The 19267-nt window shown below is 73.4% G+C and carries 18 protein-coding genes; 8 read left to right on the plus strand and 10 right to left on the minus strand.

Annotated features, from left to right (window positions below; genetic code table 11):
- Nucleotides 1–13 precede the first annotated feature (13 nt).
- From ACGF0J_RS14620 to ACGF0J_RS14655, 8 genes are read right to left on the minus strand one after another with little or no spacing between them, the layout of a single operon-like run.
- Complete coding sequence (locus ACGF0J_RS14620) at nucleotides 14–1465, minus strand: aldehyde dehydrogenase family protein (RefSeq protein ID WP_393145740.1); 1452 nt, start codon at nucleotides 1463–1465, stop codon at nucleotides 14–16.
- Nucleotides 1462–2496 carry a P1 family peptidase gene (locus ACGF0J_RS14625; RefSeq protein ID WP_393145742.1) on the minus strand — a complete coding sequence of 345 codons (1035 nt, stop codon included), beginning with the start codon at nucleotides 2494–2496 and terminating at the stop codon, nucleotides 1462–1464. Before ACGF0J_RS14625 ends, ACGF0J_RS14620 begins: the two co-directional genes overlap by 4 nt.
- Nucleotides 2493–3674, minus strand: a complete 1182-nt coding sequence (locus ACGF0J_RS14630; RefSeq protein ID WP_393145744.1) for a M20 family metallopeptidase — start codon at nucleotides 3672–3674, stop codon at nucleotides 2493–2495. Before ACGF0J_RS14630 ends, ACGF0J_RS14625 begins: the two co-directional genes overlap by 4 nt.
- The gene (locus ACGF0J_RS14635) at nucleotides 3671–4483 is read right to left on the minus strand and encodes an ATP-binding cassette domain-containing protein (RefSeq protein WP_393145746.1); all 813 of its coding nucleotides are present in this window, start codon (nucleotides 4481–4483) and stop codon (nucleotides 3671–3673) included. The genes ACGF0J_RS14630 and ACGF0J_RS14635 overlap by 4 nt, the downstream gene beginning before the upstream one ends.
- On the minus strand, nucleotides 4452–5366 hold the full coding sequence (locus ACGF0J_RS14640) for an ABC transporter ATP-binding protein (RefSeq protein ID WP_393145748.1): 915 nt from the start codon (nucleotides 5364–5366) through the stop codon (nucleotides 4452–4454). The genes ACGF0J_RS14635 and ACGF0J_RS14640 overlap by 32 nt, the downstream gene beginning before the upstream one ends.
- Nucleotides 5353–6186: an ABC transporter permease gene (locus ACGF0J_RS14645; protein ID WP_393145750.1), complete on the minus strand. Its 834-nt coding sequence runs from the start codon at nucleotides 6184–6186 to the stop codon at nucleotides 5353–5355. The genes ACGF0J_RS14640 and ACGF0J_RS14645 overlap by 14 nt, the downstream gene beginning before the upstream one ends.
- The gene (locus ACGF0J_RS14650) at nucleotides 6183–7130 is read right to left on the minus strand and encodes an ABC transporter permease (protein WP_393145752.1); all 948 of its coding nucleotides are present in this window, start codon (nucleotides 7128–7130) and stop codon (nucleotides 6183–6185) included. The genes ACGF0J_RS14645 and ACGF0J_RS14650 overlap by 4 nt, the downstream gene beginning before the upstream one ends.
- Entirely contained in the window at nucleotides 7127–8620 is a 1494-nt protein-coding gene (locus ACGF0J_RS14655) for an ABC transporter substrate-binding protein (RefSeq protein ID WP_393145754.1), read from the minus strand. The genes ACGF0J_RS14650 and ACGF0J_RS14655 overlap by 4 nt, the downstream gene beginning before the upstream one ends.
- An 87-nt stretch (nucleotides 8621–8707) precedes the next feature.
- Here ACGF0J_RS14655 and ACGF0J_RS14660 point away from each other — a divergent pair, with 87 nt between their 5' ends.
- Nucleotides 8708–9460 (plus strand): FadR/GntR family transcriptional regulator, encoded by a 753-nt coding sequence (locus ACGF0J_RS14660; RefSeq protein WP_393145756.1) that lies wholly within the window; start codon nucleotides 8708–8710, stop codon nucleotides 9458–9460.
- Nucleotides 9461–9497: 37 nt separating this feature from the next.
- Here the strand turns inward: ACGF0J_RS14660 and ACGF0J_RS14665 are convergent, their stop codons facing one another.
- Both ACGF0J_RS14665 and ACGF0J_RS14670 read right to left on the minus strand, forming a co-directional pair.
- Complete coding sequence (locus ACGF0J_RS14665) at nucleotides 9498–10310, minus strand: aminoglycoside 3'-phosphotransferase (RefSeq protein ID WP_393145758.1); 813 nt, start codon at nucleotides 10308–10310, stop codon at nucleotides 9498–9500.
- Between the two features lie 131 nt (nucleotides 10311–10441).
- Entirely contained in the window at nucleotides 10442–11479 is a 1038-nt protein-coding gene (locus ACGF0J_RS14670; RefSeq protein WP_393145760.1) for a LacI family DNA-binding transcriptional regulator, read from the minus strand.
- A gap of 163 nt (nucleotides 11480–11642) precedes the next feature.
- On the opposite strand from ACGF0J_RS14670, the gene ACGF0J_RS14675 reads away from it, so the two are divergent.
- From ACGF0J_RS14675 to ACGF0J_RS14705, 7 genes are all read left to right on the plus strand, one after another.
- On the plus strand, nucleotides 11643–13151 hold the full coding sequence (locus tag ACGF0J_RS14675; protein ID WP_393145762.1) for an alpha-N-arabinofuranosidase: 1509 nt from the start codon (nucleotides 11643–11645) through the stop codon (nucleotides 13149–13151).
- 8 nt (nucleotides 13152–13159) lie between these two features.
- Nucleotides 13160–14497 (plus strand): ABC transporter substrate-binding protein, encoded by a 1338-nt coding sequence (locus tag ACGF0J_RS14680; RefSeq protein ID WP_393145764.1) that lies wholly within the window; start codon nucleotides 13160–13162, stop codon nucleotides 14495–14497.
- A gap of 13 nt (nucleotides 14498–14510) precedes the next feature.
- Entirely contained in the window at nucleotides 14511–15473 is a 963-nt protein-coding gene (locus ACGF0J_RS14685; RefSeq protein ID WP_393145766.1) for a carbohydrate ABC transporter permease, read from the plus strand.
- Nucleotides 15470–16306 carry a carbohydrate ABC transporter permease gene (locus tag ACGF0J_RS14690; RefSeq protein ID WP_393145768.1) on the plus strand — a complete coding sequence of 279 codons (837 nt, stop codon included), beginning with the start codon at nucleotides 15470–15472 and terminating at the stop codon, nucleotides 16304–16306. Before ACGF0J_RS14685 ends, ACGF0J_RS14690 begins: the two co-directional genes overlap by 4 nt.
- A 94-nt stretch (nucleotides 16307–16400) precedes the next feature.
- Complete coding sequence (locus ACGF0J_RS14695; protein WP_393145770.1) at nucleotides 16401–17372, plus strand: adenylate/guanylate cyclase domain-containing protein; 972 nt, start codon at nucleotides 16401–16403, stop codon at nucleotides 17370–17372.
- Between the two features lie 168 nt (nucleotides 17373–17540).
- The gene (locus tag ACGF0J_RS14700; protein ID WP_393145772.1) at nucleotides 17541–18029 is read left to right on the plus strand and encodes a SigE family RNA polymerase sigma factor; all 489 of its coding nucleotides are present in this window, start codon (nucleotides 17541–17543) and stop codon (nucleotides 18027–18029) included.
- A gap of 411 nt (nucleotides 18030–18440) precedes the next feature.
- On the plus strand, nucleotides 18441–19256 hold the full coding sequence (locus ACGF0J_RS14705) for a hypothetical protein (RefSeq protein ID WP_393145774.1): 816 nt from the start codon (nucleotides 18441–18443) through the stop codon (nucleotides 19254–19256).
- Nucleotides 19257–19267 lie beyond the last annotated feature (11 nt).

The raw sequence follows: 19267 nt of genomic DNA on the forward strand, positions 1-19267 counted from the left end.
GCTCGAACAGTGATCACGGGCGGATGATGGCCATGCGGGTGACCGTCAGCTCCTCGATGGCGAAGCGGGGGCCCTCGCGGCCGGCGCCGCTGTCCTTGACGCCGCCGTACGGCATGTTGTCGGCCCGGAACCCCGGCACGTCGTTGACCACCACGCCGCCCGCCTCGATCCGGTCGATCGCGGCGAAGGCCGTGGCCAGGGAGCGGGTGAAGACGCTGGCGTGCAGGCCGTACCGGGAGGCGTTGACCGCGGCGAAGGCGGCGTCGAGGCCGGGCACGGCGCGGACGCACACCACCGGGCCGAAGATCTCCTCGTCCCAGGCGTCGGCGCCGTCGGGGACGCCGGTGAGCACGGTCGGGGCGATGGCCCGGCCGTCGAGGACCCCGCCGGTGACGAGCGTGCCGCCCGACTCGCGGACCCGGGCGAGCACGCGTTCGGTGGCGGCCGGGTCGATGAGCGGCGCGACGCGCGTCGCGGGCGAGCGCGGGTCGCCGACGACGACGTCCTTCATCCGCTCGGCCAGCAGCGCGACGAACGCGTCGTGGACGGGCTCCTCGACCAGCACCCGCTGCACCGAGATGCACGCCTGGCCGGAGGCGTAGTAGCCGCCCCGCACGACGGCCTCGGCGGCGGCCTCCAGGTCGGCGTCGGCGGCCACCACGAGAGCGGCGTTGGAGCCCAGCTCCAGCAGCGCCTTGGTGGGGGCGGCGGCGCGGGCGATGGCGTGCCCGGCGGCGGCCGAGCCGGTGAACGACACGGCGCCGATCCGGCGGTCCTCGACAAGCGTCCGGCCCACCTCGACGTCTCCGGTGACGAGCTGGACGCCCGCCGCGGGGAGGCCGCCGTCCGGCGGGTCAGCGGCGGCGCGTAGCAGGTGGACGAGCCAGAGGGTCGCCAGGGGGGTCGCGGGGGCGGGCTTGACGATGACCGGGCAGCCCGCGGCCAGCGCGGGCGCGATCTTGTGGGCGGCGAGCAGCAGCGGGTAGTTGAAGCCGGTGATCCCCACGACCACGCCGATGGGCCGCCGCGTCCAGAACCCGACCAGCCCCTCCCCCGCCGGTAGCAGGTCGAGCGGCACGGTCTCGCCGTGCAACCGGGCCACCTCCTCGGCGGCGGTGGCCAGCGTGACGAGCGTGCGCGCCACTTCGACGCGGCAGTCCACCAGCGGTTTGCCGGTCTCCAGGACGAGCAGCCGCTCGAACTCCGCGCGCCGGGCCGCCAGCGCGTCGTGGGCGCCCATGAGGGCGGCGCGCCGGGCGTGCGAGGGCAGCGCCGCCATGGCGGGCGCGACGGCGAGGGCCTCGTCCACGGCCCGGCGGGCCAGTTCGGCGGTGCCCACCGGGGCCGTGCCCACGACGGAGCCGTCGTACGGGAAGACGACCTCGCTGGTGGCGCCGGTCTCGACCCAGTCCGGTCCGACGGGCAGCCCTGCCGGCCATCTGGCCCCTATATCGTGAAAAATCACGCCACTCCCCCTACAGCGCTGGGAAACACGTCCAGGTACGCCGGCGCGCCGTCCCGCCCGGTGGCCGCCAGGACCGCGTGAGCCACGGCCCGGCTGAACACGTCGGCCCCGGCCGCGAGCACGTCCTGCAGGCCGTCGGCGCCGGGGGCCGGTCCGCCACAGGTGGCCAGGCCGAAGATCGTGTCGCCGTCGACCATGGTGTGGGCCGGCCTGATGGCACGGGCCAGTCCGTCGTGGGCGACGCCCGCCAGCTTGCCGCACTGCGCCTTGGTGAGGGTGAGGTCCGTGGCGACGACGCCGATCGTGGTGTTGAACGAGGTCACGGTCCCGGGCCGCCAGGCGGCCGCCTCCTCGGCGCGCGGCTCGCGCAGCCCGCCGAACTCGCCCGGCAGGCCGTACCGGGTGCCGGACAGGAACGCGCCGTCGGGGTCGAGCACGGACCCGGCGGCGTTGACCACGGCCAGGGCGGCCACGGTGGCGCCGGACGGCAGGACGACGCTGGCCGTGCCGACGCCGCCGGCCAGTCCACCCGCCACGGCTCCGGTGCCCGCGCCCACCGACCCGCTGCGGGTCTCGGCGGCCGAGGCCGCGTCGTAGGCGGCGGCGCCCAGGGCGCCGTCCGGCACCGCGCGGAACCGGCCGCCGCGCCCCAGGTCGTAGATGACGGCGGCCGGCACGATGGGCACCACGCCGCCCTCGACGGGGAAACCCGCGCCCGCGTCGGCCAGCCGGTCCATCACGCCGCACGCCGCGCTCAGGCCGAAGGCGCTGCCGCCGGTGAGGACGACGGCGTGCACCCGTTCGACGAGGTTGCGCGGGTCGAGCAGCTCGGTCTCGCGGGTGCCCGGCGCGGCCCCGCGCACGTCCACCCCGGCCACCATGCCCTCCGGCGGCGCGAGCACGACGGTCGTGCCGGTGCGGTGCCCGTCGCCGACCCGTTCGGCGTGGCCGACCCGCAGCCCCGCCACGTCCACCAGCGCGTTCGCCGGACCCGCCACCAGGCCCGCAGCCTCCCCCGCTCCAGGGGTCACGACAGGTCCCCGGTGAGGAAGCGTCGGGCCGCCTCGGCGAAGACGCGGGTGCACCGCACGATCTCGGCCACCTCGACGTACTCGTCGGCCTGGTGGGCGATCCACTTGCCGCCCGGCCCGTACACGACGGACGGGACGCCGCCCCAGTGGGTGAGCACGGTCCCGTCGGTCGAGCCGGGCACCCCGCCGTAGACGGGCTCCTGCCCCGTGACCGCCCGGTGGGCGGCGGCGAGCGCGGCGACGACCGGGTCGTCCACGGGCACGTCCACCGGCGGCCGGTCCACCAGGATCGACACCTCGGCGATGATCCCGTCGCGGGCGGCGAGCGCGCCGACCCGGCCGGCGATCTCCTGGTGGTCCACGCCGGGGATCGTCCGCACGTCCACGAAGACGGAGGCGACGGCGGGGATGACGTTCACCTGTTCCTCGCTGCCGGCCCGGACGACGGTCGGCGTCACGTACACCTCGCCCAGGTGCTCGTGCGCCGGGTGGCGGTCCTGCAGCTCCTTCTCCAGCGTCTCAAGGGCGGCCACCAGCGACGCGGCGGCGGGGACGGGATTGCGGCCGTGGCGGGGCATCGCGCCGTGCGCCATCTTGCCGGTGAGGTCGACGCGCAGCCGCAGCGCGCCCTTGGCGACCGCGCAGATCTCGCCCGCCTCCGGCTCGGCGACGATGGCCCCGTCCACGTCCGCCGCGAGGCCCTCGGCGACGAAGTGGTGAGCGCCGATCATCAGGCCCTCCTCGTCGGCCAGCGCGCACACCTTGATCCGGCCGGGGAACGGCCCGGCGAGCTGCAGCGCCCGGGTGGCGTAGAGGGTGGCGGCCAGGCCGGACTTCATGTCGGCGCTGCCGCGTCCCCACAGCCGCCCGTCGCGGATCTCGCCGCCGAACGGGTCCACCGTCCACTCCGACAGGTCGCCCTCGGTGACCACGTCGGTGTGCCCCTCGAACATGAGCGTCGGCCCTTCGCCCCCACCGCCCTCGACGACGGCCACCACGTTCGGCCGGCCGGGCGCCGCCTCCTGGACGTGGGGCTCCCAGCCCCACTCGCGCATCTTCGCCGCCACCAGCTCGGCGGCGGGCCGCTCGTCGCGGCCCCGCGCGGGGTCGTTGGTGCTGGGGACGCGCACCAGCGCCTGCGTGAACTCCACGACCCCCCGGGCGTCGACCTCGATCACAGCAATCCCTCCAAGGTGGGTACGGCCTGCAGCAGCGCGCGGGTGTAGGGGTGGCGCGGCCCGGCCCAGACGTCGTCCACCGGGCCGGTCTCCACGATCTCGCCGCCGTTCATCACCGCGACGGTCTCGCACACGTGCCGGACCACGGACAGGTCGTGGGAGACGAAGACGAGGGTCAGGCCGTGCTCGTCGACCAGGTCGGCCAGCAGGTTGAGTATCTGGCCGCGTACCGACACGTCGAGGGCGCTGACCGGTTCGTCGGCGACGAGCACCGTGGGCCGGGGCGCGAGGGCGCGGGCGATCGCGATGCGCTGGCGCTGACCGCCGGAGAACTGGTGGGGGTAGCGGTCGGCGGCCGAGGCGGGCAGCCCGACCTCCTCCAGCAGCTCGGCGACGCGGCCGCCGGCGGGCCGGCCGAGGGCGACGAGCGGCTCGGCGACGATGTCACGCACCCGCATGCGCGGGTCGAGGGAGCTCATCGGGTCCTGGAAGACGATCTGCAGGTCGCGCCGCAGGAAGGCCAGCCGGCGTTCGGGCAGCCCGGTGATCTCCCGGCCGTCGAACCGGATGGAGCCGCCGGTGGGCCGGTCGAGCGCGCACAGCAGCCGCAGCAGCGTGGACTTGCCGGAGCCGGACTCGCCGACGATGCCGTAGCGCTCGCCGCGCCGCACGGTGAGCGAGACTCCCTTGAGCGCGTGCACGGCCTCGCCCGGCCGGGTGAGCGAGGTGCGGGGGCGGCGGTAGACGCGCGTGACGTCGTGCGCCTCGATCAGGGGGTCACCCGTGGGGGTGCCAGCACGCGAAGGCATGGCCGTCTCCTGTCAGCGCGGGTTCGCTCTCGCAGGCGGGGGTGGCGTGCGGGCAGCGGTTGCGGAACACGCACCCCGCCGGGAAGTGGCCGGCGGACGGGACGCTGCCGGCGATGGTGGCCAGCCGGGTGCCGCGCGGCGTGAGCCGGGAGGCGGCCAGCAGGCCCTGGGTGTAGCGGTGGCGGGGCCGGGTGAACACCTCGCGGATGGGGCCGGACTCGACGACCCGCCCGCCGTACATGACGAGGACCCGTTCGCAGACCGAGGCCACCACGGCCAGGTCGTGCGTGATGAACAGCAGCGCGGGCGCGACCTCGGCGACGAGCTCCAGCATCTGCTTCTGGACGGTGACGTCGAGCGCGGTGGTGGGCTCGTCGCAGACGAGCAGCTCGGGCTCGTTGGCCAGGGCGATGGCGAGCATGACGCGCTGGCGCTGCCCGCCGGAGAGCTGGTGGGGGTAGGCGCGGGCGACCTGGGCGGGCTGCGGCAGGCGGACCCGGCCGAGCAGCTCGACGGCGCGTTCGCGGGCGCGGGCGGCGGGCACGCCGTGCAGCGTCATGACCTCGGTGACCTGGGCGCCGATCCGCATGAGGGGGTTGAGCGCGGTCATCGGCTCCTGGAACACCATGGACACCCGGCTGCCGCGCAGGTCCTTGAGCCGCCGTTCGGGGACGCCGACGAGGTCGCGCTCGCCCAGCCGGGCCGTGCCGGTCGCGGTGACGCCCTCCGGGAGCAGGCCCATGAGCGACAGCGCGGTCAGCGACTTGCCGGAGCCGGATTCGCCGATGAGGCCGACCCGCTCGCCGGGGCCGACGCCGAACGACACCTCGCGCACCAGCTCGACCGGACCGGCGTGGACGCTCAGGCGGTCAACCTTCAGCACGCACCCTCCTCAGCTTGGGGTCGAGGTGGTCGCGCAGGCCGTCGCCGAGCAGGTTGAAGCCGAGCACGGCCAGGGCGATCGCCAGCCCGGGCCACAGGGCCAGGCGCGGGGTGGAGAACAGCAGCTCCTGCGACTCCTGCAGCATGCGGCCCCACGACGGGGTGGGCGGCCGGGTGCCGAAGCCGAGGAACGACAGCGCCGCCTCGGCCAGGATCGCGATGGCGAACGACACCGACGCCTGCACGATGAGGACCGAGCCGATGTTGGGCAGCACGTGGCGCACGGCGATGGCGGCCCGGCGGCGGCCGGCGGCCCGCGCGGCGAGGATGTAGTCGGTCACCATGACCTGCAGGGTCGCGGCCCGGGCGACGCGGGCGAACGCCGGCACGGTGGCCACCCCGATCGCGATCATGGCGGTGAGCGTGCCGGCCCCGTAGACGGCGCCGAGCATGACGGCGAGCAGCAGCGCGGGGAAGGCGAAGACCAGGTCGTTGACCCGCATCACCAGCTCCGACAGCCAGCCGCGCGGCGTCATCCCGGCGAGCAGGCCGAGCGGGGTGCCGACGAGGGCGGCGATGCCGACGGCGACGACGCCGACGTAGAGGGTGGTGCGGGCGCCGACCATGAGCTGGCTGAGCGTGTCGCGGCCGAACTTGTCGGCGCCGAGGAGGTGGCCGCCGCCGGGTTCGCGCAGCTTGTTCGCGGCGTCCACGTACGTCGGGTCGTGCGGGGTCCACACGAACGACACGAGCGCGGCGAGGACGACCAGGCCCACCAGCGCGCCGCCGGTGACGAGGGCGGCGTTGGCCCGGCCCCTCATCGCGCGCCCCGCAGCCGGGGGTCGAGCGCCGCGTAGCAGACGTCCACCACGAAGTTGATCAGCAGGACGGCGACGACCAGCACCATCACCACCCCCTGGACGAGCAGCAGGTCGCGCCCGGCGACGCCGTTGAGCAGCAGGTCGCCGAGGCCCGGGATGACGAAGACCCGCTCGACCACGACGGCGCCGACGAGCAGCGTGGCGAGTTGCAGGCCGAGCACGGTCACCACGGGCACGGCGGCGTTGCGCAGCCCGTGCCGCCACAGGGCGCCCATCCGGCCGCGGCCCTTGGCGCGGGCGGTGCGCAGGTAGTCCTCGCGCATCACGTCGAGCACGGCGCTGCGCACGTACCGGGTGAGCACGGCGCCCTGCACGAGGCCGAGGGACAGCCAGGGCAGCAGCAGCCCGCGCAGCCATTCCGCCGGGTTCTCGGCGAACGGGACGTACCCGCCGGAGGGCAGCGCCTGCGCCTGCACGGCGAAGACGAACACCAGCAGGATGCCCGCCAGGAACGCCGGGACGGCGATGCCGACCTGGCTGACGGCGCTGATGGCCGCGCCGAGCGGGTCGCGGTGGTGCACGGCGGCGAACGTGCCCACGGGCACCGCGATGAGCAGGGCGATGAGCATGCCGCCGAGCACGAGCACGGCCGTCACGCCGAGCCGGTCGGTGATCTGCTCGCCGACGGGCGAGCTGGTGACGTAGGAGGTGCCGAAGTCGCCCTGGAGCAGCCCGCCGAACCAGTCGAGGAACTGGGCGGGGGGCGGCCGGTCGGTGCCGAACTCGGCGCGCAGCCGCGCCACCGCCTCCGGTGTGGCGTTGACGCCGAGCGCGATCTCGGCGGGGTCGCCGGGCAGCACCGCCATGAACGCGAAGACGACCACCCCGGCGACGGCGGTGCTCGCCAGGAGCACCGCCAGCCGCTTGAGCAGGTAGACGATCACTGCTTGGCGAGCCCGGTGAAGTCGAAGGACTCGGAGATGGCGTTCTTCGGCAGGCCGGTGACGCCCTTCTCGGCCACGATCAGGTTGGGGAAGAGGAACAGCCAGTCGGCCGCGGCGTCGTCGGACAGCAGCTTGGCGGCCTTCTTGAGGTCCTCGGCCTGCTGCTGCTCGGTGCCCTCGTCGGCGGAGGCGAGCAGCTTGCCGAACTCGGGGTTGTCGTAGCGGAAGTAGTACGACTTGTCGGCGAAGATCCCCATGTCGCGAGGCTCGACGTGATTGATGATGGACAGGTCATAGTCGGCCTGTTTGAACACCACGTCGAGCCACCGGGCGGGGAACTCCAGCGGCTCGATCTCGGCCGTGATGCCCACCTGGGCGAGCTGCGACTTGACCACCTGGGCCGAGGCCACCGCGTAGGGCAGGTTGGGGATGCGCATCTTGACGGTGTACGTCTTGCCGCCGAGCAGTTCCTTGGCCTTGGCGACGTCGTAGGGGTAGTCGCCGGCGCGGTCCTCGTACCACGGGTCGGTGGGCGGCACCATCGAGCCGATCGGCTGGCCGCGACCGGCCCACGCGGTGTCGAGCAGCGCCTTGTGGTCGATGGCGTGCCGGACGGCCTGGCGCACCTTCCTGTCGTCGAACGGGGGGCGGCCGTTGTTCATGGACAGGACCACCTCGCCGTTGGTGGTGCCCTCGACCGTCTGGAAGCGGTTCGGGTCGGCGAACTGCTGCAGCGACTCGGGGGCCTGGACGGCCGAGATGACGTCGATGCCGCCGGTCAGCAGCGCGTTGTTCATGGCCGTGGCGTCCTTGAAGTACTTCAGCGTGACAGCCGGCAGGGCGGGCTTGGCGCCCCAGTACTTCGGGTTGGCGTCGAGCCGGATGGAGTCGCCGCGCTTCCACGCGGCGAGCCGGTAGGGGCCGGTGCCGACGGGCTTGTTGGCCAGGTCGGCGACGCCGGTGCGGCTGAACATCGCGCCGAGGCGGGTGGTCAGCGCGTAGAGGAAGCCGTTGCTGGGCCGCTTCAGCGTGACGACGGCCGTCGTGTCGTCCTTCTTCTCGACCTTGTCGACGACGTCGAACTGCGACTTGATCTTCAGCTTCCAGTCGGACCTGACCCGGTCGAGGGAGAAGACCACGTCGTCGGCGGTGAAAGGGGCCCCGCTGGTGAAGGTGACGTTCGGGCGCAGGGTGAAGGTGTAGGTCTTCCGGTCCGGCGAGACCTCCCACTTGTCGGCCAGGAGCGGCTGGATCGTGCCGTCCTGGCCGAGCTTGACCAACCCCTCGTAGACGTTGACCAGCAGCGCCTGCGGGATGGCCGCGCCCTCGGTCGAGGTGAAGTCGAGGTTGGCCGGCTCGGCCACGAACCCGACCGTCAGCGACCCGCCCTTCGCCGCGCCGCCGCCCCCGCTGCCGCCGGAGCCGCCGCCGCAGGCGGCCGCGCTCATCAGGAGACCGCCCAGGGCGATCCAGATGCCGATGCGCCTCATGTCCCAAGCCTCCTGGCTAGTGCACTGGTCTGACCAGTAGGCTACGCACATTGCCAGTCCACGACGGCTCAGGTCAAGGGGGCTTACATGGGTGGTCCACGCTTCGAGCCGGTGCGGACCGTACGCGCCTACGAACGGATCGTGGAGCAGATCGAGGAGGCCATCGAGGGCGGCGCGCTCGCCCCCGGCCAGCGGCTGCCCAGCGAGCGCGACCTGATGGGACAGTTCTCGGTGAGCCGGTCCACCGTCCGCGAGGCGCTGCGGGTGCTGCAGGCCCGCGGCCTGGTCCGGTCCCGGCCCGGCGACCCCAACGGCGCCGAGGTGCTGCCGTTCACCCCGGCCGCGCTGCACAAGTCGATGACGACGCTGGCCCGGGTGGAGGGGCTGTCGCTCGCGGAGCTGGTGCAGTTCCGCATGGTGCTCGACTCCTCGGCCAACCTGCTGGCCGCCCGGCTACGCACCGACGACCAGCTCGCCGAGATGGACGCCGCGATCGACCGGATGCGCGAGGCCGTCGAGACGGGCTACGACGCCTTCAGCGCGGCCGACGTGGCCTTCCACGACGCGGTGGCGCGGGCCAGCCGCAACAAGCTCATCCAGATCTGCACCGAGGTGGTCCGCTCGATCGTGCTGAACCTGGTCTCCGGCCGCATCGCCGAGGCGGACGACCGGGTGGCGCTGATGCGGCAGAGCATCCGCCACCACGAGGAGGTGCTGGCCGCCGTCCGCGCCGGCGACGGCCCGCTCGCGGCCCGGCTGTCGCGGCGCACCATGTACGACTACTACGTGGGTTACGTGCCGGCCGGCGAACGCGCGGCCCTGCGCGCCCTGCTGGAGTAGGCGGCGCCTGATCCGGCTCGCGTCCGCCGGCAGCCGGTCACGACATGTCCCAGAGCAGGCGGTAGTAGGCGATCCGCTCCTCGTCCGGGGCGATCCCGTACGCGTCGTAGACGACGCCGGTGTAACCCGGGCCGTAGTTCCACTCCGTGCTCCAGGCGGCGACCGCCAGGTCGGCCCACCGGTCGGCCACGCCGAGCGAGCCGAGGTCGACGTGCGCGGCGAACGCGCCGTCGTCGTGCAGCAGCGTGTTGGGCACGCACGCGTCACCGTGACAGACCACCAGCCGGTCGATCGCCGGCGGCTGACCGACGCGCGCCCGCGCCTCGGCCAGGTCGAGGGGCCGGTGCTCGGGCCACCAGTCGTCCGGCCCCGCGCCGTCGGCGATGCGCCGGTCGGCTTGGGCGAGCCGCCGCTCGACGCTCCAGTCGAACGGGCAGTCCTCCACCGGCAGGGCGTCGTGGAGCAGGCGCAGCCCTCGGCCGATCGCGGCCGCCGCGGTGGCCGGTTCGGCGATCCACCGGGGGTCCACCGCCGGACGGCCGGGGACCGCCGCGGTGACGAGCCACGAGCCGTGGGCGTCCGCGCCGTGCTCGACGACGCGCGGCACGGTCGCCCATCGCCGCGCCCAGGTCAGGCGCTCGGCCTCGGCCGAGAGGTCGAGCTCCGGGGTGCCGGCGGGGACCCACTTGGCGTACCGGGTGGTGCCGGGCCCGCCCTGGAGGCGGAACGTCAGGCCGCCGAGCTCGTTGCGCCACACGGGAGTGATGGTGTCGCCGCCGGCCAGCGCCGACACGACGTCGGGGACCGGCACGGGGGCGGTCGGGATCTCGGAGATCAGGGGCCTGTCCATGGGGACCCGATGCTGCCAGGGCGGCGACGCGAGCGGCAAACGGTTTCTCCACCCGGCGGACGCCACCACCCCGCGAAGCGGGCCGCTTCAGGGCCGTTTCAGGGCCGCTTCAGGGCCGCTTCAGGGCCGGTTCAGGGCCGTTTCAGGGCGGGGCCGGCGGCCTCGTCCGCCGCGTGCCCGCCGAGCGTGCTCTCCCTCGTCATGAGCCGGTACGTGGCGTGCACCTCGCGCGGCGGCCGGTCGGTGCGGCCCTCGATCCGCTGCTTGAGCAGGTCGACCGCGATCCCGGCGAGTTGCCCCTTGTCGGGGGCCACCGTGGTCAGGGTCGGCGTGGAGAAGCGGCCGTCCTCGATGTCGTCGAACCCGGCCACCGCGATGTCCTCCGGTATCCGCAGGCCCGCGGCGAGGATCGTCCGCATCGCCCCGAGCGCCAGCAGGTCGTTGAAGCAGAAGACGGCGTCGGGCCGGGACTCCAGCAGAGCGGCCATGGCGGCGGCGCCCTCCGTCCGGCGGTAGCGCTCGACCTTCGCCACGGTCTCGGGCAGCGCGTGCGCGGCCAGGGACTCGCGGTAGCCGGCCAGGCGGGGCGGGGCCGTGCCGCTGATGGAGTTGTCCTGCGCGCCGAGGGCGGCGATCCGCCTGCGGCCCAGCTCGATGAGGTGCTCGGTGACGTCGCGGGCCGCGCGCACGTTGTCGACGGCGACGTGGTCGGCCGGGCCGCCGTGGATGCGCTCGCCCAGCAGGACCAGGGCCGTGTCGTCGGTCCGGGCGGCCAGCTCGTCGGCGCCGATCGCGATGGGGCTGAGGATGAGCCCGTCCACGCGGTGCCTGCGCACCCCGTCGAGGACCTGCCGCTCGCGGTCCAGGCTGCCGCCGGTCTGCTCGATGATCACCAGCCAGCCGACCGCGGCGGCGGCGTCGATGATGAACCGCGACAGTTCGGCGAAGTAGGGGGCGTCCAGCTCGGGCAGCGCCAGGGCGATCACGCCGGTGCGGCCCTGCCGCAGGTTGCGCGCCGACAGGTTGGGACGGTAGTCGAGCTGGGAGAGCGCGTGCTCGACCTTGGCCCGGGTGGCCGGCGAGACGTGGGCGTACCCGTTGACCACGTTGGAGACCGTCTTCACCGACACGCCGGCCAGGCGCGCGACGTCGCGCAGGCTCGCTCCCATCCGCACTCACCTCCCAAGGTCGCGCGGCTCGCCTGCCGCACACGGTTCGACGCCGTCGATCGTAACGCCCCGGTATCGGCGGCCCGCATCCCCATTTACAACGTTGAACCAACGTTGTATCAATACCTCCACGAAACGTCGCGTTAACAGTGAGGTTGTTGTCTTGGCGACCACCGCTCGTCTCACCCTGGATCCCGACTTCCGCGTCGGGCCGGTCGAACCCCGGCTCTTCGGGTCGTTCGTCGAACACATGGGCCGGTGCGTGTACACCGGCGTCTACGAACCGGGCCACCCGCTGGCCGACGCCGACGGCCTGCGCACCGACGTGCTGCGGCTGGTCCGCGAGCTGGGGGTGACCGTCGTCCGCTACCCGGGGGGCAACTTCGTCTCCAACTACCGCTGGGAGGACGGCATCGGCCCGGTCGAGGAGCGACCGGCACGGCTGGACCTCGCCTGGCGGAGCCTGGAGGACAACCGGTTCGGCCTGAACGAGTTCATGGTCTGGGCGGCGAAGGCCGGCGTGGAGCCGATGATGGCGCTCAACCTGGGCACGCGCGGGGTGGCGGAGGCGCTGGAGCTCGTCGAGTACGCCAACCACCCCGGCGGCACGCGCCTGTCCGACCTGCGGCGGGCGCACGGAGTGGACAAGCCGCACGACATCCGGCTGTGGTGCCTGGGCAACGAGCTCGACGGCCCCTGGCAGATGGGGCACAAGACCGCCGCCGAGTACGGCCGGCTCGCCGCCGAGACGGCTCGGGCGCTCAAGCGCTTCGACCCGAGCCTGTCGCTGGTGGCCTGCGGCAGCTCCAACAGCGGCATGCCGACGTTCGCGGCGTGGGAGGCCGAGGTGCTGGAAGCGGCCTACGACCTGGTCGACTACATCTCGCTGCACGCCTACTACGACCCTTCCGACGGCGACGTCGACTCGTTCCTGGCCAGCGGTGCCGACATGGAGCACATGATCCGCTCGATCGCCGCCACCGCCGACCACGTGGGCGCGAAGCTGCGCAGCCGCAGGCGGCTGAAGCTCTCCTTCGACGAGTGGAACGTCTGGTACCAGAGCCGTTTCCACGGCGAGGCATCCCTGGAGTGGAGCGAGCACCCCCGGCTGATCGAGGACTCCTACGACGTCACCGACGCCGTGGTGGTCGGCAGCCTGCTCATCACGCTGCTGCGCAACGCCGACCGGGTCGGCGTTGCCTGCCTGGCCCAGCTCGCCAACGTGATCGCGCCCATCCGGACCGAGCCGGGCGGTCCCGCCTGGCGGCAGACCGTCTTCCACCCGTTCGCGCTGACCGCCCGGCACGCCCGCGGCGAGGTGCTGCGGGTCGAGCCCGACTGCGCGGCGATCCCGACCGCGAAGTACGGCGAGGCGCCCGCGATCTGGGCGACGGCCACCCATGACGCGGCGACCGGGGAGATCTCGCTGTTCGTCGTCAACCGCGACCGGCACGGACCGTGTCGCCTGGAGGTCGCCCTGCCCGCCGGCCTGCGGCCGGTGGAGCACCTGGAGCTGACGGACGGCGACCTGTCGGCCACCAACACCGCCGACGCTCCCGACCGGGTGGTTCCCCGGGCCGGCAGCGGGCTCGACCAGGCAGGACGCGGGTTCACCCTGACGCTTCCGCCCGTTTCTTGGAGTATTGTCCGCTTCGCTCCCAGCGTCCCGTAGGAGGCACCATGAGCAGTTCTCTGTCCCGCCGCTCGTTCCTCGGTCTGTCCGGCGCCGCAGGGCTGACCGCCCTGACCGCCTGCGGGGGCGGCACCAAGATCGGCGCCGGGTCCTCCGCCCCCGCCTCGGCCGCGCCGACCTTCTCCGGCGGCGAGTACACCGGGCCCAAGGTCACGCTGGACTACTGGAACGGGTTCACCGGCGGCGACGGCCCCCACATGCGGGCGATGCTGGAGACGTTCAACAAGCAGTTCGCCGGGCGCATCGAGGTCCGCAACGTCACCCGGCGCTGGGAGGACCTCTACCCCGCGATGCCGACGGCCATCACCGCCGGCAAGGGCCCCGACGTGGCGGTCATCCACAACGACTGGGTGGGCACCTTCGCCGCCCGGCGGACGCTGCTGCCGCTGGACGACGTCGTCGGCGCGCTGTCCCTCAGCGAGTCGGACTTCATCCCCGCCGTCTGGGACGCGGGCGTCTACCAGGGCAAGCGCTACAGCGTGCCGCTCGACGTGCACTGCCTCGGCGACTACTGGAACCGGGCCCACCTGGACAAGATCGGCCTGGCCGAGGCCCCCGCCGACAAGGCCGGCTACGAGGACGCGCTCGCCCAGCTGAAGAAGGCCGGGATCGCCAACCCGTTCTGGATGCCGAACAAGTGGCCCGCCCACCTGATGTTCATGAGCCTGCTCTGGCAGCACGGCGGTGAACTCTACAGCGACGACGGCACCCGGGCCCTGTGGGGGGAGGAAGCGGGCGTGCGGGCGCTGAGCTGGATGGTCGAGCAGATCGACAAGGGTCTCAGCCCCGCCCAGGTCGCCCAGGACAGCCAGTACGCCGCCTTCAAGAACGACAAGGTCAGCTTCACCTGGGACGGCATCTGGCAGATCAACGACCTGACGACGAACGCCAAGTCGCTGCGGTGGGGCCTCGCCCCCGTCCCGAACATCGGCGGCACGGCGGCGGTGTGGAGCTCCTCCCACAACTTCGTGATGACCTCCCAGGCCGGCAAGGACGCCAACAAGGTGCAGGCCGCCAAGTCCTTCATCGACCACATGGGCCGCCTGTCCACCGAGTGGGCCAAGGCCGGCATGATCCCGGCACGCAACTCCGCCCGCGAGGACCCCGCCGTGGCCGAGCTGCCGCAGATCAAGCTGGCCGCCGACCTTGACGCCTTCCACTTCCTGCCGCCGCTGCCCGGCGTCGGCGACGTGCAGTCCAAGGCCCTCGAACTGGCGGTGGCCAAGGCCGTGCTCAAGCAGGCCTCCCCGGTCGAGGCGCTGAAGGAGGGCGTCGCGACGGCGGACAAGCTGCTCGCCGACAACAAGCGGAAGTACGGACAGTGAGGAAGTACGGACAGTGAGCCTGCCGATCCGGACGCGGGGCCTGCCCGGCACCGGTGCGCGGGGCGGACCCGCCCCGCGCACCGGTGGCGGACCCGCCCCGCGCACCCCGCGGATGCGGCCCTGGACGCCGTACGCCTTCCTCGCCCCCTACCTCGTGCTGTTCGCCGTCTTCATGCTGGCGCCGATCGCGTTCGGCGGCTGGACGAGCCTGCACGAGTGGGACATCAACCTGCCGGCCAAGCCGTTCGTCGGCCTGCAGAACTACGCCGACCTGTTCGACCCGGCCGACGTGGACGGGTCGCGCTTCTGGACGGCGATGCGGGCGACCGCGATCTTCACTGTCGCCTCGGTCCCCCTGCTGATCGTGCTCCCCCTGCTCGTGGCGCTGCTGATGAACGGCCGGTTCAAGGGGCGCAACCTCTACCGCGCCGTCTACTTCGCCCCCTACGTGCTGGGCGTCGCGGTGGTGGGGCTGGTCTGGCGGTTCCTGCTGGACGGCAACATCGGCCTGGTCAACCACTACCTGGGACTGGACGTGCAGTGGACCACCGCCGTGCCGCCCGCCTGGGTGGCCCTCGTCGGGGTCACGGTGTGGTGGACGCTGGGCCTGAACTCCGTCATCTTCCTGGCGGGACTGCAGGACATCCCGCGCGAGCTGCACGAGGCGGCGATGGTGGACGGCGCCTCGGCCTGGCACCGGTTCCGCGCCGTGACGCTGCCCGGCCTGCGGCCGGTCACGGTGTTCGTGGTGAACGCCACCATCCTGGCCTCGGCCAACATGTTCGGCCAGTCCTACCTGATCACGGGAGGCGCCCCGGCCGACCAGACCAAGACCGCGATCTACCTCATCGCCGAGACGGGCCTGCGCCAGTTCGACATGGGCAGCGCGTCGGCCATGAGCTTCGTCCTGGCCGGCTGCCTGATGGTCGTCAGCGCGCTGGTCTTCGGCGCCTTCAGGGAAAGGGGCAAGCGGTGACCCGGGACGTGCGCGGCCTGCGGCGGGCGCTGCTCCACCTGGTCCTCGTCGTGCTGGCGGCGCTCTACCTCAGTCCGCTGGTGTACATGGTCTCCACCTCGTTCAAGACCCGGGCGAGCGCCGGGTCGACGGAGCCGTCGTGGATCCCCGACCCGTTCACCACCGGCGCCTACCGCGACATTCTGTCCAGCGCCGACAGTCCCGTCGTGACATGGTTCGTCAACAGCCTCGTCGCGGCCACCGGGCACGCCGCCCTCGTCCTGGTCACGGCCGCGCCCGCGGCGTACGCACTGGCCCGGCTGCGGTTCCGGGGCCGCGGCGTGATCTTCACCGCGATCGTGGCGACGCTGTTCGTGCCGCCCGTCGTGCTGCTGATCCCCAACTTCCTGATCGTCAACGAGCTGTCCTGGGTGGACAGCCTGCCCGCCGTGATCGTCCCCTCGGCGGCCGGCGCGTTCGGGGTGTTCTTCCTGCGGCAGTTCTTCCTGACCCTGCCGGCCGAGCTGGAGGAGGCGGCCGAGCTGGACGGGTGCGACCGGTGGCGCATCTTCGTCGCCATCGCGCTGCCGCTGGCCCGGCCCGCGCTGGTGACCCTGTTCCTGCTGTCCTTCCTCACCAACTGGAACGACTTCCTGTGGCCGCTGTACGTGCTGCTCAGCCCGGAGTCGCTCACCCTGCCGGCGGGCCTGGGCAACTTCCAGAGCGCCAACAACATCCGCTACGACCTGCTGATGGCCGGGGCGGTGATCGCGAGCCTGCCGGTGCTCGCGCTGTACCTGATCGCCCAGCGCTGGGTGATCGAGGGGATCTCCCGCTCGGGCCTCAAGGGCTGACCCGCCCCCGCTCGTTCGGGCACGGACGCCCCCACCTTGGCAAACAGGGGCGAAACGGTACCCTTCCATCCCCCGTAGCGGTGTATCTTGCAGCATGACGCACGAGGACCCCGACGGGCTTGCAGAGGCGTTCCTGCGCGAGCCCCGTCGCTACACCAGCCACCAGGTCGCGCACATGGCCGGGGTGCCGGTCTACCGTGCGCGCCGGTTCTGGCGGGCGCTCGGGTTCCCGAACGTCGCCGACGACGCGGTCGAGTTCACCGACGCCGACGTCGAGGCGCTCAGGACGCTGGTCGGGATGGTCACCGACGGGGTCTACGACGAGGAGCACATGCTGCTCACGGCCCGTTCGCTGGGCCGGGCGACGGCCCGGCTGGCCGAGTCGCAGGCGCAGCTCGGCGTGGAGACGCTCGACCAGGCGGGCGTGCCGCTGTCCGAGCGGGCCAGGGCCTGGCGCCGGCGGGCCGACCGGGTCGTCCCGCCGCTCGCGCGGCTGCTCGTCTACTCCTGGCAGCGGCAGCTCGCCGCCGCGGCCGGCCGCATGGTCGACCAGGACCACACCGCGGTACGGCTCGCGGTGGGGTTCGCCGATCTGGTCGGGTTCACCCGGCTGAGCAGGCAGATGACCGAGCGGGAGCTGGCCGGGCTGGTCGACCAGTTCGAGGGCCGCTCGGCCGACGTCGTCACCTCCTCCGGCGGGCGGGTGGTCAAGACGCTCGGCGACTCGGTGCTGTTCGTCTCCGGCAAAGCTCACGAGACGGCGGAGATCGGGCTGCGGCTCATCGAGACGCACGCCAGGGCGCGCACCATGCCGCAGCTACGGGTGGGGCTGGCCGCCGGACCGGTGGTCTGGCGGATGGGCGACGTGTTCGGCACCACGGTGAACCTGGCCAGCAGGCTGACTGCGCTCGCCAACCCGGGCACGATCCTCGCCGACCCGGAGATGGCCGAGGAGCTGGAGGGCGACCGGGCGTTCGAGCTGCGGCCCGTCAACCGTCTGTCGGTGCGCGGCCTGGGCGAGCTGGCCCCGTTCACCATCGCCCGCGCCGGCCGCACCGCTCCCTGACCGCGCCACCCCCTGACGCCGTCCCTCCCCGTGCGTTCCCGGCCACCGGGCGGGCAACCCGGCTGGGGCATCGATGCGTCCCTACCGGCAGTGGCCCCGCTACCCGGGACCACCACGACCGAGATGTAGAGGGCGGGCGATGACAGCGGCGCCGTCAGGAGGCAACAGGTGGCGGATCGGGCGACATATCAGGACTTCGTGCTGGCGCGGTCAGACTTGCTGTTACGCACGGCGTACCTGCTGACCCGGGACTGGGCGCTCGCGGAGGACCTGCTGCAGGAGTCACTGGCCAAGGCGTGGTTCGCCTGGCCGGGCATCGACGAGCCGGAGGCGTACGTCCGCAGGGTGCTCGTGACCACCTACACGTCGTGGTGGCGGCGCAGGTGGCGTCGCGAGCTGCCGAGCGCCGACCTGCCCGACACGCCGACCGGCGACGACGCCGCCGGGGTCGGCGAGCGGGAGGCGCTGTGGCGGGCCGTGGGTCGGCTGCCCGCCAAGCAGCGGGCCGTGGTCGTGCTGCGCTTCTACGAGGACCTGGCGGTGGCCGAGGTGGCGCGGCTGATGGGCTGCAACCCCGGCACGGTCAAGAGCCAGACCGCCAAGGCGCTGGCCAAGCTGCGCGTGGACGAGTCGATCGTGAAGGAGCTGCACCGGTGACCGTACAAGATCTGCGCGACGCCCTGCGCGAGCACGGCGACGGCCCCGCGCCGGCCAACCCCGTCCGCCACGAGCAGGTGCGAGCGCGCATCGGCCGGATGCGCCGGCGTCGGCGCGGCGGGGGGGGGGGGGGCCCCGCGGCGCGGCCCCCCCGCGGGGGGGCCCCGGGGGGGGGGCCCCCCCCCGCGGGGCCGCCCACCCCCCCCCCCCCCCCCCCGGGGCGCGCGCCCCCCAACCCCCCGCCCCTCTGAGCGGGGCGGGCGGCCGCGGGCGGGGGGGCGGGGGGGGGGGGCCGGGGGGGGGGCCCCCCCCCGCCCCCCCCCCCCCACGGCGGTCGCCGCGCTGGGCCTGACCCTCCTGCCCGGTACGCAGACCACGCGCCCCGCCGACGACGGGGCAGGCGACACCGCGGTGGTCACCCGGAGCGCGGACCACCCGGAGCTGCCCGCTTCGTTCACCTCGGCCGACGGCGCCGTGTACCGCCGTCTCGGGGTGGCCTCCGTCGGCACGTCGTCCGGCGGGAAGGCCACGATCACGATCCCGGTGACCGGCAAGCCGCTCGACGTGGCCTCCGTCTGTTCCAGGGGCGGCCGGCCCGGCAGCAGCCACGCCGTGCCCAGGATCACGATCGGCCGCACGCCGGTGAACACCGGCCTGTACTGCCTGCAGGGCAGGCAGCTCGTCTCGCTGCCCGTGCCCGTGGGCGCCGGGAAGGAGGTCACGGTCACCTTCGACACGACGACCGTCGGCTCGGCCTGCGTCCGGGAGAAGCCGTCCGATCCGTGCCGAAAGGTGGAGGAGGAGCCGACCGACTGGTCGCTGGCGGTGTACGAGTGGACGCCGCCCGAGCGGCCGGTCGAGCCGCCCGCGCTGCGGGCGCTCCCCCACCGCGCGGGCGGCCTGGCGCTGACGCAGTCGCGGTCGGGCACGTGGCCGCGGGAGGCCTCCGTCACGTTCCGGGTCCGCGGGAACGGCCGGAAGGTCGGCGTCGACCAGCTCTGCAGCGGAGAGCTGGCCGGCCGGCTGCGGTTCCGCTTCGAGGTGGACGGCCGGGACACGGGCTCCGGCACTTCGTGCGGCGGGTGGAAGAACGGGACGTACCCTTTGGCGATCTCGGAGGTCACCGTGCCGAAGGGCAGGACGGCGACCATCACGGTGAAGGCGTCGATGCCGTCCGCGGCCCCGAACCGGCTCGTCCGCTGGTCGGTCGGCCTCTACCAGGGGTAGGAATTCTCCGC

Source organism: Nonomuraea sp. NPDC047897, assembly GCF_043204415.1.
GTDB lineage: Bacteria > Actinomycetota > Actinomycetes > Streptosporangiales > Streptosporangiaceae > Nonomuraea.